Raw genomic sequence first — 14535 nt, 5'->3', positions numbered from 1 at the left:
CGCGCGCATGACGCCCCTTCTGCAAGTTGCGCTGGGCGGCGCCCTTGGCGCCTCGGCCCGATACATGACAGGCATCGCCACGGCGCGCCTGCTGGGCAAGGGATTCCCCTGGGGTACGCTGACCGTGAACATCGTCGGGTCCTTCCTGATGGGCGTGCTGGTGGTGGCCCTTCTGCACCTCAGCGCCAACCGCTATGCGCCCCTGCTGATGACCGGCGTGCTGGGCGGATTTACCACCTTCTCGGCGTTTTCGCTGGATGCGATTACACTTTATGAACGGGGGCAGGGCGCATTGGCGGCGGTCTATGTCGCGGGGTCCGTGATCCTGTCGCTGGCGGCGCTCCTTGCCGGTCTCACCCTTGCACGGAGTGCTGTTACATGAGCCGAGTTCAAACCGTGACCGTGGGGCCGGGCGATGGCGACCAGCGGCTTGACCGCTGGCTCAAGCGGCACTTTCCGCAACTGGCGCAGGGCCGCATCGAAAAGATGTGCCGCAAGGGCGAACTGCGCGTCGATGGCGGGCGGGTCAAGGCCTCGACCCGGCTGGAGGTTGGCCAGCAGGTCCGGATTCCGCCCTTGCCCGAACCCGGGCAGGTGGAAAGCGCGCCGAAACCCGCGGTTTCGGACCAGGATGCGCAAATGATCCGCGATTGCCTGATCTTCAAGGACGACCACCTGATCGCCATCAACAAGCCGTCCGGGCTGGCCACGCAGGGCGGCAGCAAGCAGACACGCCACGTGGATGGGCTGGCCGAGGCGCTGACCTTTGGCTACGACGAGAAACCCCGGCTGGTGCACCGGTTGGACAAGGACACCTCGGGCGTTCTTGTGCTGGCCCGCACGCGCGAGGCGGCCAAGGCGTTGACCGCCGCCATCCGGCACAAGCTGACGCGCAAGATCTACTGGGCGCTGGTGGCAGGCGTTCCGACGCCCTACCTGGGCGAGATACGGTATGGCCTGGTCAAGGCACCGGGGCACGGGCATCACGGCGAGGGGGAAAAGATGCTGTGCGTTCACCCGCGCGACATGGCGCATACAGAGGGTGCAAAACGTGCACACACATTGTATGCAACGCTTTACCGAGTGGCGGGGCGCGCCTCCTGGGTCGCGCTGGAGCCGATCACCGGCCGCACCCATCAGCTGCGGGCGCATATGGCCGAGATCGGGCATCCGATCATCGGCGATGGCAAATACGGCGGCTCGGGTCAGGAAAACCTGGGCGACGGCTGGGGCGCGCAACTGGGCGGGGTGATCTCGCGCAAACTGCATCTGCACGCACGTTCCATGCGGTTCGAACATCCCTTCACGGGCAAGCCGCTGAGCCTGACCGCCCCCTTGCCAGACCACATGGCGCAAAGCTGGGACACGCTTGGCTGGACCGAGGACATCGCCGCCGACGATCCCTTCGAGGAACTGCAATGAGCCTGAGCCTCGTGATTTTCGACGTCGACGGAACGCTGGTCGACAGCCAGGGTGATATTCTGGGCGCCATGAGCATCGCCTTTGCCAGCGAGGGCATCGAACGCCCCACGCGCGAGGCGATCCTTGCGATTGTCGGCCTCTCTCTGCCCCAGGCCTTTTCGCACCTGGCGCCGGACCTGGGCCCGGTTCAGCGCACGCGGCTGGTGGAGGCCTACAAGGACGCCTATGCCGAGTTGCGGATGAAGGGCGGGCCAGAGGCCTCGCCGCTCTATCCCGGCATTCCCGCGCTGCTGGATCGGCTGTCGGCGCGTGACGATGTGCTGTTGGGCATTGCCACGGGCAAGTCGCGGCGCGGGCTGACCGCGCTGCTGGAAAGCCACGGGCTGACGCATCGCTTCGTCACCCGGCAATGCGCCGACGACAATCCGTCAAAGCCGCATCCCGCGATGCTGTTCAACGCCATGGACGAGGCGGGCGTAGATGCCGAGCGGGCAATGATGATCGGCGACACGAGCTATGACATGGAAATGGCGCAGGCCGCAGGCATTCCGCGCATCGGCGTGACATGGGGGTATCACCCGCCCGAGGCGCTGGCCGGGGCAGAGCACGTCGTGGAGGACGCCGCCGGGCTGACCCGCGCCATAGACACCGTCCTGGAGGGCATGACATGAGCGAATGGGCGCTCAAACGTTTCTGGCAGAACGCCGAGGTGGCACCGGCCGAGGGCGGCTTTGCCATCACGCTGGACGGGCGCGGCGTCAAGACCCCCGCCAAGTCGGCGCTGGTCGTTCCGACAGAGGCCCTGGCGCGCGAGATTGCCGGAGAATGGGCCGCGCAAGAGGACAAGGTCGATCCGACCTCCATGCCTTTTACGCGCATGGCCAATTCTGCGCTGGACAAGGTGACGCCGCAGCATGCGGCCGTGGCCGACATGCTGGCCGCTTATGGCGACAGCGACCTGTTGTGCTATCGCGCCGATGATCCGGAGGGACTGGCAGAACGTCAGCGGCAGGGGTGGGACCCCTTGCTTGACTGGGCCGAGGCGACCTATGGCGCAAGGCTGGTTCCTGTCGCCGGGGTCATGCATCAGCCGCAGGACCCGCAGGCGCTGGCGCGGTTGAGCGCAGAGGTGCACGGGCAATCGCCCTTTCATCTGGCCGCTTTTCATGACCTCGTGTCGATGTCCGGCTCGCTGGTGCTGGCCCTGGCGGTGGTCCGCGGCGCATGCGCCCCGGAAGAGGCCTGGGCCCTGTCGCGGATCGACGAGACCTGGCAGGAGGAGCAATGGGGCGTCGATGAAGAAGCCGCCGAAATTGCCCAAAGAAAACGCGGCGAGTTCATGCATGCGAGTGTTTTCCATTCGCTCGCAGATGGTTAGATAAGGGCGAAACGGGAGAAACCTTGCCTTTTCGGCTGGCATCCTTGCTTGACCTTTGGGCGGGAATCCGCCCAAATTGGCGCAGCGTCGAGGGGGGTCGGATCAAGGATCCCTCCGTTTTTTTGTCCGGCGCGGGCCGGACTGTGACAAGCGAGATCCGGGGTTAGAGAACGGCATGTTGAGGTTACTTCTATGCGCGACGGCCTTTCTGGCCTGTGCCGTCGGCGGCGCCTCGGCCGGCACGCTGGAGGACGTCAAGGACAGGGAAGTCCTGAACTGCGGTGTAAATTCCGGCCTGATCGGCTTTGCCTCGCGGGATTCGCGTGACGAATGGGCCGGTTTCGACGTGGACCTGTGCCGGGCCATCGCGGCTGCGGTGCTGGGCGATCCTTCGGCGGTGGAATTCGTGGAAACGACCAACCGCACGCGCTTTACCCTGCTGCTGGCCGGGGACCTTGACGTTCTGGCGCGCAATACGACCTGGAGCTTTGCGACCGATGTCGGCGTGAAGGTGGATTTCGCAGGGATCAACTATTACGACGGGCAGCGCTTCATGGTGCCCAAGACGCTGGGCGTCTCCTCTCCGACGGAACTGAACGGCAAGCGCGTCTGCGTGCAGCCCGACACCAAGACGGCGATGAACCTGGACGAGTATTTCGCCCGCAACAACATCACCTATGAGCCGGTCGCGGTCGAAAGCACAGCGCAGGCGCAGACCTTCTACCTGGAAGGCGAATGCGAGGTCTTTACCGGCGACGCCTCGGAACTGGCGGCGATCCGCGCCACGTTCAAGGCGCCCGGCGATCACCTGCTGCTGGACGACGTGATTTCCAAGGAACCGCTGGGGCCGGTGGTGCGCCACGGGGATGACGAATGGGCGGACGTTGTGCGCTGGGTGCTGAATGCGCTGATTTCGGCAGAGGAACTGGGCGTGACCTCGGTCAATATCGACGAGATGCGAGAGAGCACGGACAACCCGGAAATCGCGCGCCTGCTGGGCACCAACGGGCTGATGGGCGAGATGCTGGGCCTGGATGCGGATTGGGCCGTGCGGGCGATCAAGGCTGGCGGCAACTACGGCGAGATCTTTGCCCGCAACATCGGTGAGACGACGCCAATCGGCCTGTCACGCGGTTTGAACCTGCAATGGACCGATGGTGGATTGCTTTACAGCCCGCCGTTCCGCTGAATTCGCAAGAGTTCGGATTTCTGCAAAGAAGAAACCAGGGCACGCGCCTCAGTCGGTGAGGTCGCGCGGGACGACGAAGGCGGTTGCCTTTCCTGTGCCCGGCTGCAGGCTGCGCCAGTCATCGATGTCGAAGCGGGCCACCAGCGTGGCGCAGGTCGGATAGGCGGCAAAGCGCGGGTGCTTGGGCGCCTCTTGTAGCAGACGCTCGGCGAATTCGGCGATGCCCGGATTGTGTCCCAGGATCATCACGCTGTCGCCCTGCGCGGATCGCAGGGTCTCAAGCATGGTTTCCGGGGCGGCGTGATACAGCGCCGGTTCGAAGCGGACAGGCGCGTTGATCTCCAGCAGCGCCAGCGTTTCGCGCGTGCGCGTCGCCGTCGAGCACAGGATGTCATCCGGAAGATATCCCTTTTCCCGCAACCATCCGCCGATGGCAGGCGCGGCGCGGCGGCCCCGCTTGTTCAGGGGGCGATCATGATCGGGCAGGCCGTGGCTCCAGTCGGACTTGGCATGGCGGATCAGGATAAGGTGTTTCATGGCGCGTCTGCCCCCAGGAAAGCCCGCATGTGAAAGGCGGATTGGGCCGTCCTGCGCGAGAAGCCGTCAGAGACAGGGCAGGCGCGGCGGACGAGGCACCCCTCGGTTCGGCAGGTGGTGCCTTCGGGTGTCAGCATGTGGGCCTTGCAGCGCGCCACGTCATAGGCCTGGCCGGGCCCGAGTGCGCCGACAGGGCAGGCGGTTTCGCAAGGACGCGGACAGTGGTCGCAGGGCTGGGTGCCGGTTTGGGTCAGCGGCAGACGCACGGGGAGGGCAATGGCGCCGCGGTAGCTGATGAAGAGCCCGGCAGCATCGTGTACCAGCATTCCGACCGGAGAGGTCCAGGCGCGGCCCGTTCCCAGCGCCCAGGCCAGGAACGGCGCATAGGGCGGTCCGTCCGATGGAAAGATGGCCGTTCCGCCCCAGGCCTCGGCCAGCGCGGACAGCACCCGTTTCGACCAGCGGTCGAGCGGGTCGGGCGCGCCGTCGAGGTATTCGGGGGCAGCGGTGAAGAGCGGCCAGAAATGCGGCTCGTCCGGGCCGAGCAGCAGCAGGGTGCTGGTGCCCTCAGGGGCGCCATCGTCCGTATCGGGGTGCAGGGCGCCGCGCAGGCGCAGCCCGGCACGGGCTGCGGCAAGGTCGGCGTCCTGCAGGTCCCTCGGGGTCATTTTGGCAAGGGCGGCCGGTTGTCAGAGCGGATCATCGACCCGGAACCATGTTCGGTGAACAGCTCGAGCAGGCAGGCATTGGCTACGCGCCCGTCGATGATGACCACGGCGCGCACCCCTTCTTCGATGGCCTTGAGCGCGGTTTCCGTCTTGGGGATCATGCCGCCCGCGATCACGCCCTCGGAGGTCATTTTGCGCACGTCGTCCGGCGACAGTTCGGTTACGACCTCGCCATCCGGTCCCTTGACGCCCTGCACATCGGTCAGCAGCAGCAGGCGGTCCGCCTTGAGCGCGCCGGCGATTGCGCCGGCGGCGGTATCGCCGTTGACGTTGTATGTCTCTGTCACCTCGGTGCCGGTGGCGACCGGGGCCACGACCGGGATGATCCCGGCGGCAAAAAGGTCGCGCAGGACCTGGACGTTCATCTCGATAGGACGACCGACAAAGCCCAGTTCGGGATCGTCGGGTTCGCAGACCATCAGGTCGTCGTCCTTCCCCGAGAGGCCGACCGCGCGGCCTCCCTCGTCCATGATCGCCTGGACGATGCGCTTGTTCACCAGGCCGGTCAGCACCATTTCGACCACTTCGACGGTGGCCTGGTCGGTGACGCGCTTGCCGCGGACGAACTTGCTTTCGATGTTCAGCCGTTTCAGCATGTCGTTGATCATCGGGCCGCCGCCATGGACGACGACAGGGTTCACGCCCACCTGGCGCATCAGCACGATGTCACGGGCGAAGGCGGCCATTTCAGCGTCGTCGCCCATCGCGTTGCCGCCGAATTTCACCACGACGACGGCGCCGGTGTAGCGCTGCATGTAGGGCAGGGCCTCGGAGAGGGTCCGGGCGGTGGCGATCCAGTCTCTGTTCATGTTCTGTCGTCTCATCTCGGGTCTTCCAGGCGGGCGCTGTGCGCAGAATGCCCCGCGCGGGACGGGATTTCCAGAGCACAGGCGAGGGCGAAGGTCAGCTGAGGCCAGCGATGATCGCGCGCAGGCTGGCGATGCCTTCGCCCTTTTCGCTGCTGGTCAGGACGATCTCGGGGTAGGCCGCCGGATGTTTCGACAGGCGTTCGCGCACCTGGGCCAGGATCCGGTCCTTTTCCTTGTCCTTGACCTTGTCGGCCTTGGTCAGCACCGCCTGGAAAGTCACGGCGGAGCGGTCAAGCAGGGTCATGATCTCGTCGTCGACGGGTTTGATCCCGTGGCGGAAATCGATCAGCACGAACGCGCGGCGCAGGCTGACCCGGCCCGAAAGATAGGATTTCAGCAGGGCCTGCCAGCGCGCGACGACGTCCACCGGGGCATTGGCAAACCCGTAGCCGGGCAGGTCGACGAGGTAGTGATCGGCACCCAGCGTGAAATAGTTGATTTCCTGCGTTCGGCCCGGCGTGTTCGAGGCGCGTGCCAGTCCCTTGCGCCCGGTCAGCGCATTGATCAGGCTGGATTTGCCCACGTTGGACCGGCCGGCAAAGCAGACCTCGGCCCGGTCGTCGGGCGGCAGGCCGTCCATGCCGACGACGCCCTTCAGGAAATCCACTTCGTGGCCTACGAAAAGCTTGCGCGCGGCCTCGCGCACGGCGTCGTCCGGTTCCTCGGCGACGGGAAAGGCAAGTTGCATTACAGAACCTCCACGCGGTCGCCAAGCGCGATCCGTCCGCTGCGCACGACCTCGGCCCGGACCGAGAAATCGCGGTGATCCCAGTGATCCAGCGTGCCCAGCACGTCATGATCACGCCTTCCGGTGTCGGGATTGTTGTGGGTGGCAAGGCAGCGGTCGGTGCGTTCGCGCGGAATCAGCACCGCTTCGCCGATCTGCACCTCGCGGTCGATCCAGTCGAACTCTTCCCAGGGGGCGCCGCCATCGAACCACAGATTGCCACGCCAGCGGTGGATCGACAGGGCGTGGCCCAGCCGCTGTTCAACGGCCCGGTGCGAGCACAGGTTGCAGAGCGTGATCGAAGGGAAATCGCTGTCGGTGAACCCGCGCGCCCTGCCACGCACCACCCGGGCGGATTGCGCGCGGTTCTCCGGAATGAAACCGCCGGCCCAGTCGATCAGCTTGTCGCCTTCGTCGTCGGGCCGCAGGGTCAGGTCGTCCCGATCCGGGTGTGAGAGCGTGACCGTGGCCGTGGCCTCGTCCAGCCGGGCAGAGATGGCCCCCAGGGCGGGGGCCTTGCTGCCGATCGAGAAGTTTCGGCAGGACACCCATTCCGATCCGTCGGCGCCGGACTGGTCGTGCGCGACCGCCCAATGGCGATCCCAGGGAAGCGTCTGCCCGACGCTCAGCGTGACCGCGTCCAACTCTTCCCGGCCGTGGCTCTTGATCGGAAAGCGCCAGATCGCGGTCAGGGAACGGGTCATTTGCTGTCCTGCTCCTTGTCCTTCTTCTTCACGCTGGACTTGATGTTGCCCAGGATGTCGGGGGTATACCCGTGGCTGCGCATGATCATGTACTGCTGCATGAAGGTGATCACGTTGTTGGTGATCCAGTAGACAACCAGGCCGCTGGCGAAGCCGCCCAGCATGAACATGAAGACCCAGGGCATCCAGGCAAAGATCATCTGCTGCGTGGGATCGGCGGGCGCCGGGTTCAGTTTTTGCTGCAGCCACATCGAGATGCCCAGCAGCAGCGGCAGGATGCCGATGAAGACCAGTGCCAGGATCGATTGCGGATCGGGCGCGCCCCACGGCAGCAGGCCGAAGAGGTTGTAGATCGAGGTCGGGTCCGGTGCCGAGAGGTCGTTGAACGGACCAAAGAAGTTGGCGTGCCGCAGCTCGAGCGTGACGAAGATCACCTTGTAGAGCGAGAAGAAGATCGGGATCTGCAGAAGGATCGGCAGGCAGCCGGCGGCCGGGTTGACCTTTTCCTTCTTGTAGAGCGCCATCATCTCTTTCTGGAGCTTCTCGCGGTCGTCGCCCGCGCGCTCCTTGAGCTTTTCCATCTCCGGCTGGAGTTCCTTCATCTTCGCCATCGAGGCGTAGGACTTGTACGCCAGCGGGAAAAGCACGGCCTTGAGCAGGATCGTCAGGCCGATGATCGCCAGGCCCATGTTTCCGATATGCAGGTTCAGCCAGTGCAGGACGGCAAACATCGGTTTGGTCAGGAAGAAGAACCAGCCCCAGTCGATCGAGTCGAGGAAACGGTCGATGCCGGCCTTCTGGTATTCGCGGATGGTTTCCCATTCCTTGGCACCGGCGAACAGCTTGCTGCTGACCTCCTGGTTGGCGCCGGGGGCCAGTTCGATGGTCGGGAGCACCGCCTCTGTCTGGTAGATGTCGCGGCGCGCGTCGTATTTCACCACCGATTTGAACGGCGTGCCCGCTTCGGGGATCAACGTCGCCATCCAGTAGTGATCGGTGAACCCGACCCAGCCGGTTTCCTGCACGCGTTCGACCGTGGCCTGCGTGCCCTCGGCCGGGACGACGTCAAGGTCGGGTATGTTCTTGTACTTGGTCTGCTCGAGGATGCCGTCAGACATCTGCAGCGCGCCTTCGAACAGCACGAAGAAATTCTTGAGGTCGTCCGGTTCGCCGTGGCGCGCCAGCACGCCGTAGGGGGCCAGGGACACGGTCTGGTCGCCGGTGTTTTCGACCGCCTGCGTGACCGAGAACATGAAATCCTCGTCGACAGAGATGGTCCGGCGGAAAATCAGCCCGGAAGGGCTTTCCCAGCGCAGGGTGACCGGACTGTCCGGGGTGAGGGTCTCGCCGCTTTCGATCGTCCACGCGGTATTGGCCCCGGGGACATCCGACAGGGCCAGGCCGTTGCCCGGCGCCCAGCCGTACAGCGCGTAGTAGGGATTGCCGCTGCCGACCGGGTCAAGCAACTGCACAATGGGGGATTCCTCCGACAGGTCGACGTGATAGTCCTTGAGCCGCAGGTCGTCGATGCGACCGCCGGTCAGAGAGATCGACCCTTCCAGGCGGGCGCTGTCCAGCGGCAGGCGCGGTGCCTCCGTCGTGTCGGCATTCGCCGCGGGCGCCTCTGCCGGGGCGCCACCGCCAAGAGGGTCCGCTGCGCGCGGCGCGGTTGCCACACCGTCGGGCGCGGGGGCGTCCGTCTCTGTGGCCACAGGGGCATTCGGATCCTCAGTCGCCTCCGGAGGGGGAAACAGCAGGAACCATACAAGGATCACGACCATGCTGAGCGCAGTCGCGAGAAGCAGGTTCTTGTTCTGATCGTCCATGAGGCCGGCCACCTATCCGTTGAAAGTCATCGCTGGGTTCAAACGTCCCGCAGTGCAAAGGTCAAGCGGAATCCAGCCGGACGGGGCGGTGTGGCACATGGGTGCCGAGACCGGGCAAGGGGTGGCGCGTGATTTGAAACGAACTTTGCGGGTCAGCCGGTGCTGCCGCCCAGTTTCCTGGCGTCGGCGATCCGGGCGTCGTGTTCCTGTGCCCAGTCGATCAGCTTGTCGACGGGCATTGGACGCGCGATGCCGAAGCCCTGGACGTGATCACAGCCCAACTGGGCCAGCAGCGCGTGTTCGCCCACGCTTTCGACGCCTTCTGCGAGGGTTTCCAGGCCCAGCCTGTCTGCCATGCCCAGGACCGCGGCCAGCATCCGGTGCTGGTCCTCGTCCCGGTCGACGCGGGTGACAAAGCTGCGGTCGATCTTGAGCCGGTGCACGCGGAACCGGCGCAGCGAGGTGATCGACGCGTGGCCCGTGCCGAAATCGTCAAGGTCGATATGGCAGCCGATCTTGCCCAGTTCGACGATGTTGCGGGCCACTATCCCCTCGGGCGCGCCGGCGATCACGGTTTCCAGAACCTCGATTCCCAGCCGTTCGGCGGTCAGCCCGAAGCGGTCCAACTCCCACTGGATGCGGTCGACAAGGCGGGGGTCGCGCAGTTCCGGGTCGGAAAAGTTCACGCTGACGCGCGGAATGTCGAGGCCGGCCTGATCCCAGCTGCGCAGGGCGGTCAGCGAGTGCTGCAGGATGACCTCTGACAGGTGTTCCATGCGTCCGGCGTCTTCCAGCACGCGCAGGAATTGCGCGGGGGGGACGATGCCGCGTTCGGGGTGGATCCAGCGTGCCAGCGCCTCGACCCCGCTGATCGCCCCGGTCGAGGTGCATATCTGCGGTTGGAACCAGGGCTGGATCTGGCCGTTCGACAGGGCGCGGTCCACCTCGTTTCGCAGCGAGCGCTGCTCCATGTGGGCCCGGCGCATGTTCTCAGACCAAGCACGGATTGCCGAGGGGCCATTGGCCCGCGCCTCTTCCAGCGCGACCTGCGCTGCTTCCAGCAGTTGCTTGCCGGTCGCGTCGTTGCTCAGCCGCAGGCTGCCGCAGAACCCGACGGACCCCGAGAGATACCGCATGGCATCGCCGACAGATGCCGGTTCCTCGACTGCGTTCTGCAACCGTCCCGCCAGTTGCAGCAGCGCCTCGAGATCCAGCCGCAGCGACGGACCGAGGAAGATCACGAAGCGGGATTCGCCAAGGCGCACGGCCTCGTCGTCTCGGCGCAGGGTCTTGCGCAGGCGGCCCAGGGTCAGTTCGCGCAGGGCATCGACAGTTTCCTCATCCGCTTGCTGGGCAACCTCGGTGAGGCCATCGACCTCGATCAGCAGGCAGGCCGTGGCCAGATTGCCCGCGCGCGCGTCTTCCAGCGCCTGTTGCGCCAGTTGCGTGGCCGCGATGCTGTCGACGATGTCGGTCCGATCGGTCCCCGCCCGGTCATCGCCCCGGCCTGCGGGCACGCCGATCAGCAGAAAGATGGCCGGAGTGCCCAGGGCGACCGCCAGCAAGAGCGCCTCACCGCCCAACCAGAAGGCGGCAAGTGCCGCCGCCGGCAGGAAAGCCAATGCCTGTGGTCCCTGCAGACCCCGCCGCATACCCGTGCGCAGGGTTGCCGGAAGCGCGCGAAATGACGCCAACATGCCCGTGTCCTTGTACCTCATGAGGCGAGACTAGGCGACGCTGGTAACTCGGTTCTTAACGCGGCTCCGGGTTTTTCAACGAATTGGGCGATTCCATGTCCCGCATGAGGCCGGCAAAGTCGAAAAGCGTCGGGTCCAGCATGTGCGAGGGGCGTACGTTCATCAGCGCCCGGAACATGACCTGTCGCCTTCCGGGGGCGTTTTTCTCCCATCCGTCAAGGATTTGCTTGACCTGCTGGCGCTGCAGGCCGTCCTGGCTGCCACAGAGGTCGCAGGGAATGATCGGATAGTTCATCGCCCGCGCGAATCGGTCGCAGTCCGCCTCTGCCACATGTGCCAACGGACGGTAAACGAACAGGTCGCCCTCTTCGTTGACAAGTTTCGGCGGCATGGTCGCCAAGCGCCCGCCGTGGAACAGGTTCATGAAGAAGGTTTCCAGGATGTCATCCCGGTGATGGCCCAGGACCACGGCCGAACAGCCCTCTTCGCGCGCGATCCGGTATAGATTACCCCGCCGCAGGCGCGAACAGAGCGCGCAATAGGTCCGGCCCTGGGGCACTTTGTCGACCACGATGGAATAGGTGTCCTGGTACTCGATCCGGTGGGGCACCTGCATTTTTTCCAGGAATTCCGGCAGAACGGTTGCCGGAAAGCCCGGCTGGCCCTGGTCGAGGTTGCACGCCAGGATTTCGACCGGCAGCAGCCCGCGCCACTTCAGCTCGTGCAGGACCGCAAGCAGCGTGTAGCTGTCCTTGCCGCCGGACAGGCAGACAAGCCATTTGGCCCCTTCCTCGACCATGCCGTATTGCTCTACGGCACCGCGCACGTTCTGCACGATCCGCTTGCGGAGCTTCTTGAACTCGGTGGTCTTGGGGGCCCCGTGGAACAGGGGGTGAATGTCGTCGGCATCATCCAGCATGCGGCGGGGATACGTCCCCGCCGCGACTTGGGCAAGCGTTATCGCGGGCTGGGAGCCGTCATCGGAATGAAGAGGGGCGCCGTCCGGCGTCTGTCCGCCCAAGACTTTGGCGGCAGGCCGACGTCCCACCTGAGATGATCGGTCAGATCTTCTGCAAACTGTGGCGGAGGCCGCATTCTTGGGGCGCGGAACAGCGCGGCCAGGGCGGCGGAAAGTACCTTGACCGCGCCGTGTTGCGCGATGGTGGAGGCAATGTCGGTGCTCGGATGTGAAGCGACTGTTGGATTGATCATAAGTGATTCCCGGCGCGAAAACGGCCGGACTCCTAGTCTGGTTTGAAATGGACTGACGACGCACGGGGGAGCCCGGGCGTGAAAGTCAGCGATGGTTGGTTGGAATACGGCCCGTGTCAGGCGGGGCCGGAAGTGAAGCGGTCTTAGCCCTTGAGGGATCGGCGAAAGCCGTTGCCCCAGGTCGCTTCAAGCGAGGCCGCGCGGCGCGAGAAAGTCTGATCGTTCATGTCGGACCTCCCGGTGTTGATGCGTGGTCTCTGCGGGGTCGTTAGCCGAACCCGGTCGAAAAGGATACATGTTTATCGGAAAATGCGGGGCCTCGGGCAATAGTGCCCGTGGCTGTGGTCAATCGGGCACGTTGTCGATGCCGGAGCCGCCCCAGGGATGACAGCGGGCAATGCGTCGCGCGGCAAGCCAGCTGCCCTTGAGAGCGCCGTGCTTTTCCAGCGCTTCCAGAGCATAGACCGAGCAGGTGGGATGAAAGCGGCACCCGTGGCCGACCCAGGGGCTGAGCACGAGGCGATAGGCGCGCACGGGCAGGGCGACGATATGGGCGAGGGGGCTCATCTGCTGCCCCCATGCACCTTGCGCAGGGCATGGCGCAGGTCTGCCTGCAGGGCGGCAAAGTCACGCCAGGCGGTCTTTTCCGCGCGACCGATCAGGACATAGTCCCAGCCGTCGCGGCCCTGCTCGGGCAAGATCAGGCGTGCGATTTCGCGAAGCCGGCGCTTGGCCCGGTTGCGGGCAACGGCGTTGCCGACCTTCTTGGAGCAGGTGAAGCCGACGCGGATGCCCTCCGCCTCGCCCTTCTGACGTTGGCGGGCTTGCAGCAGGAACCCCTCTGTCGGGGCGCGCCGGGCACGGGCCGCGCGCAGAAAATCGGCGCGCCGGGCCAGAACCGTCAACGGCAAAAAGGCCGCCTCGGATCGATCCGTGGCGGCTTTTTCGTCGGCGTTCATCTCCCGCTCCGCTGTGGGCGGCGTGGGGATCAGGCGCTCAGGCTCTTGCGGCCGCGGGCGCGGCGCGCGTTCAGGATCTTGCGGCCGGCCTTGGTGGCCATGCGGGCGCGGAACCCGTGGCGACGCTTGCGGACGAGGTTCGACGGTTGGAAGGTGCGTTTCATCGCGGCTACTCCGGTTCAATGCCCCCGAGTCGAGTCGGGTGCAGGAAATTCGAAGCCCTGCCTATAGGGGGGCGGGCGGCCCCTGTCAAATGGGTGTCATGGTTTTTTTTGCCCCGGCGCGGGCGCCTGCCATATGGGCAGCGGGGCGTTCGGCCAGCCGCAAAGGTAGCGAGGGGACGGCCATTGGTGCCCCGCAATTTTGCGTCCTTCCTGTTTCGACTGCAACACTTGCATGTGGCAAGGCCTGCGAAATGTTTCACTCTGGCCTTTCAGGCGTGAATTTCTCACGCTGGGGCACAAGCCGGATCAAGCGGGCGTGAGACGGCTGTTTTGCCGGAGGCTCCGGGGGCATCTATGTGGTGCCCCTGACGCAACCCAAAGGCTCCAGACGATGAGTGACATGACCGAAACGCCCCAACCCGGCCTCCGACGCCACCTGCCCCTGCTGGCCATCCTAATCGTGGCGGTCATCGGATATTTCACGCTGGGCGACCTGCTGAGTTTCCAGACGCTGGCGGACAATCGCGAGGCACTGCTGGCGTTCCGCGACGCGAATTACCTGCTGACGCTGGGCGTGTTCATGGCGGTCTACGTCGTCATCGTCGGGTTTTCCCTGCCGGGGGCCACCATTGCCACGCTCACCGGCGGGTTCCTCTTTGCGACCTTTCCCGGGGCGCTTTACAACGTGACCGCCGCCACGCTGGGCGCCACGGGGATTTTCCTGGCCGCCCGCTGGGGAGTGGGCGCGCGCCTGGGAGACAGGCTGGAACATTCGCAGGGCATGGTGAAAAAGATCAAGGAGGGCATTGACGAGAACCAGTGGTCGATGCTGTTCCTGATCCGGCTGGTCCCGGCGGTGCCTTTCTTCGTGGCGAACCTCGTTCCCGCCTTTCTCGAGGTGCCGGTGCACCGATATGTCATCTCGACCTTCCTTGGCATCATTCCGGGCGCGGTGGTCTATACCTCTGTCGGCGCGGGCCTCGGTGAGGTGTTCGAACGTGGTGAGACGCCGGATCTGGGCATCATCTTTGCGCCGCATGTGATCGGGCCGATCCTTGGGCTGGCCGTGCTGTCGGCGCTGCCGATCGTGCTGAAGGCCGTGCGCGGCAAGAAGGGGCTGTGA

At 65.2% G+C, this 14535-nt stretch carries 17 protein-coding genes; 6 read left to right on the top strand and 11 right to left on the bottom strand.

Annotated features, from left to right (window positions below; genetic code table 11):
• The first annotated feature begins 7 nt into the window (after window positions 1-7).
• The 5 genes from crcB to ACQY5B_RS21480 all read left to right on the top strand — a co-directional run bounded on the left by crcB (window position 8) and on the right by ACQY5B_RS21480 (window position 3989).
• Entirely contained in the window at window positions 8-382 is a 375-nt protein-coding gene (crcB, locus tag ACQY5B_RS21500) for a fluoride efflux transporter CrcB (protein WP_305968049.1), read from the top strand.
• Window positions 379-1422 carry an RluA family pseudouridine synthase gene (locus tag ACQY5B_RS21495; protein ID WP_420327491.1) on the top strand — a complete coding sequence of 348 codons (1044 nt, stop codon included), beginning with the start codon at window positions 379-381 and terminating at the stop codon, window positions 1420-1422. The genes crcB and ACQY5B_RS21495 overlap by 4 nt, the downstream gene beginning before the upstream one ends.
• Window positions 1419-2093 (top strand): HAD-IA family hydrolase, encoded by a 675-nt coding sequence (locus ACQY5B_RS21490; RefSeq protein WP_305968051.1) that lies wholly within the window; start codon window positions 1419-1421, stop codon window positions 2091-2093. Before ACQY5B_RS21495 ends, ACQY5B_RS21490 begins: the two co-directional genes overlap by 4 nt.
• Window positions 2090-2800 carry an ATP12 family chaperone protein gene (locus tag ACQY5B_RS21485; RefSeq protein WP_420327493.1) on the top strand — a complete coding sequence of 237 codons (711 nt, stop codon included), beginning with the start codon at window positions 2090-2092 and terminating at the stop codon, window positions 2798-2800. The genes ACQY5B_RS21490 and ACQY5B_RS21485 overlap by 4 nt, the downstream gene beginning before the upstream one ends.
• Before the next feature lie 175 nt (window positions 2801-2975).
• Complete coding sequence (locus ACQY5B_RS21480; protein ID WP_305968053.1) at window positions 2976-3989, top strand: amino acid ABC transporter substrate-binding protein; 1014 nt, start codon at window positions 2976-2978, stop codon at window positions 3987-3989.
• A 48-nt stretch (window positions 3990-4037) separates the two neighbouring features.
• On the opposite strand, the gene ACQY5B_RS21475 is transcribed toward ACQY5B_RS21480, so the two are convergent.
• The 11 genes from ACQY5B_RS21475 to rpmH all read right to left on the bottom strand — a co-directional run bounded on the left by ACQY5B_RS21475 (window position 4038) and on the right by rpmH (window position 13412).
• Entirely contained in the window at window positions 4038-4526 is a 489-nt protein-coding gene (locus ACQY5B_RS21475; protein ID WP_420327495.1) for a SixA phosphatase family protein, read from the bottom strand.
• A complete protein-coding gene (locus ACQY5B_RS21470; RefSeq protein WP_420327497.1) occupies window positions 4523-5194 on the bottom strand; it encodes a 4Fe-4S dicluster domain-containing protein in 672 nt (223 codons plus the stop codon). Before ACQY5B_RS21470 ends, ACQY5B_RS21475 begins: the two co-directional genes overlap by 4 nt.
• The gene (gene argB / locus ACQY5B_RS21465) at window positions 5191-6078 is read right to left on the bottom strand and encodes an acetylglutamate kinase (RefSeq protein ID WP_420327499.1); all 888 of its coding nucleotides are present in this window, start codon (window positions 6076-6078) and stop codon (window positions 5191-5193) included. Before argB ends, ACQY5B_RS21470 begins: the two co-directional genes overlap by 4 nt.
• A gap of 79 nt (window positions 6079-6157) precedes the next feature.
• A complete protein-coding gene (gene yihA, locus ACQY5B_RS21460; RefSeq protein WP_420327501.1) occupies window positions 6158-6811 on the bottom strand; it encodes a ribosome biogenesis GTP-binding protein YihA/YsxC in 654 nt (217 codons plus the stop codon).
• Window positions 6811-7554: an MOSC domain-containing protein gene (locus tag ACQY5B_RS21455; protein ID WP_420327503.1), complete on the bottom strand. Its 744-nt coding sequence runs from the start codon at window positions 7552-7554 to the stop codon at window positions 6811-6813. Before ACQY5B_RS21455 ends, yihA begins: the two co-directional genes overlap by 1 nt.
• A complete protein-coding gene (yidC, locus tag ACQY5B_RS21450; RefSeq protein ID WP_420327505.1) occupies window positions 7551-9380 on the bottom strand; it encodes a membrane protein insertase YidC in 1830 nt (609 codons plus the stop codon). Before yidC ends, ACQY5B_RS21455 begins: the two co-directional genes overlap by 4 nt.
• 152 nt (window positions 9381-9532) lie before the next feature.
• Window positions 9533-11077: a putative bifunctional diguanylate cyclase/phosphodiesterase gene (locus ACQY5B_RS21445; protein WP_420327507.1), complete on the bottom strand. Its 1545-nt coding sequence runs from the start codon at window positions 11075-11077 to the stop codon at window positions 9533-9535.
• Window positions 11078-11132: 55 nt separating this feature from the next.
• Entirely contained in the window at window positions 11133-11996 is an 864-nt protein-coding gene (gene ttcA, locus ACQY5B_RS21440) for a tRNA 2-thiocytidine(32) synthetase TtcA (protein ID WP_420327509.1), read from the bottom strand.
• Window positions 11997-12634: 638 nt separating this feature from the next.
• Window positions 12635-12856 (bottom strand): membrane protein insertion efficiency factor YidD, encoded by a 222-nt coding sequence (gene yidD / locus ACQY5B_RS21435; RefSeq protein WP_043140958.1) that lies wholly within the window; start codon window positions 12854-12856, stop codon window positions 12635-12637.
• Window positions 12853-13248, bottom strand: coding sequence for a ribonuclease P protein component (gene rnpA, locus ACQY5B_RS21430; RefSeq protein ID WP_420327511.1), 396 nt, complete (start codon window positions 13246-13248; stop codon window positions 12853-12855). The genes yidD and rnpA overlap by 4 nt, the downstream gene beginning before the upstream one ends.
• 29 nt (window positions 13249-13277) lie before the next feature.
• Window positions 13278-13412 carry a 50S ribosomal protein L34 gene (rpmH, locus tag ACQY5B_RS21425; protein ID WP_012177012.1) on the bottom strand — a complete coding sequence of 45 codons (135 nt, stop codon included), beginning with the start codon at window positions 13410-13412 and terminating at the stop codon, window positions 13278-13280.
• A gap of 391 nt (window positions 13413-13803) precedes the next feature.
• On the opposite strand from rpmH, the gene ACQY5B_RS21420 reads away from it, so the two are divergent.
• Window positions 13804-14535, top strand: a complete 732-nt coding sequence (locus ACQY5B_RS21420) for a TVP38/TMEM64 family protein (protein ID WP_420327514.1) — start codon at window positions 13804-13806, stop codon at window positions 14533-14535.

Origin of the sequence: Antarctobacter sp., assembly GCF_965277915.1 — a bacterium.
Lineage (GTDB): Bacteria > Pseudomonadota > Alphaproteobacteria > Rhodobacterales > Rhodobacteraceae > Antarctobacter.
The sequence above is the reverse complement of the archived record's forward strand: the minus strand, read 5'-3'. Positions and strand labels throughout refer to the sequence as shown.

Coding starts and splice junctions, on each gene's coding strand:
- ACQY5B_RS21490 (WP_305968051.1), top strand. CDS start 1,419: ATGAGCCTGAGCCTCGTGATTTTCGACGTCGACGGAACGCTGGTCGAC.
- rpmH (WP_012177012.1), bottom strand. CDS start 13,412: ATGAAACGCACCTTCCAACCGTCGAACCTCGTCCGCAAGCGTCGCCAC.
- ACQY5B_RS21475 (WP_420327495.1), bottom strand. CDS start 4,526: ATGAAACACCTTATCCTGATCCGCCATGCCAAGTCCGACTGGAGCCAC.
- ACQY5B_RS21455 (WP_420327503.1), bottom strand. CDS start 7,554: ATGACCCGTTCCCTGACCGCGATCTGGCGCTTTCCGATCAAGAGCCAC.
- crcB (WP_305968049.1), top strand. CDS start 8: ATGACGCCCCTTCTGCAAGTTGCGCTGGGCGGCGCCCTTGGCGCCTCG.
- ACQY5B_RS21485 (WP_420327493.1), top strand. CDS start 2,090: ATGAGCGAATGGGCGCTCAAACGTTTCTGGCAGAACGCCGAGGTGGCA.
- ACQY5B_RS21480 (WP_305968053.1), top strand. CDS start 2,976: ATGTTGAGGTTACTTCTATGCGCGACGGCCTTTCTGGCCTGTGCCGTC.
- ACQY5B_RS21495 (WP_420327491.1), top strand. CDS start 379: ATGAGCCGAGTTCAAACCGTGACCGTGGGGCCGGGCGATGGCGACCAG.
- yidC (WP_420327505.1), bottom strand. CDS start 9,380: ATGGACGATCAGAACAAGAACCTGCTTCTCGCGACTGCGCTCAGCATG.
- argB (WP_420327499.1), bottom strand. CDS start 6,078: ATGAGACGACAGAACATGAACAGAGACTGGATCGCCACCGCCCGGACC.
- ttcA (WP_420327509.1), bottom strand. CDS start 11,996: ATGCTGGATGATGCCGACGACATTCACCCCCTGTTCCACGGGGCCCCC.
- yidD (WP_043140958.1), bottom strand. CDS start 12,856: ATGAGCCCCCTCGCCCATATCGTCGCCCTGCCCGTGCGCGCCTATCGC.
- yihA (WP_420327501.1), bottom strand. CDS start 6,811: ATGCAACTTGCCTTTCCCGTCGCCGAGGAACCGGACGACGCCGTGCGC.
- ACQY5B_RS21470 (WP_420327497.1), bottom strand. CDS start 5,194: ATGACCCCGAGGGACCTGCAGGACGCCGACCTTGCCGCAGCCCGTGCC.
- ACQY5B_RS21445 (WP_420327507.1), bottom strand. CDS start 11,077: ATGTTGGCGTCATTTCGCGCGCTTCCGGCAACCCTGCGCACGGGTATG.
- rnpA (WP_420327511.1), bottom strand. CDS start 13,248: ATGAACGCCGACGAAAAAGCCGCCACGGATCGATCCGAGGCGGCCTTT.
- ACQY5B_RS21420 (WP_420327514.1), top strand. CDS start 13,804: ATGAGTGACATGACCGAAACGCCCCAACCCGGCCTCCGACGCCACCTG.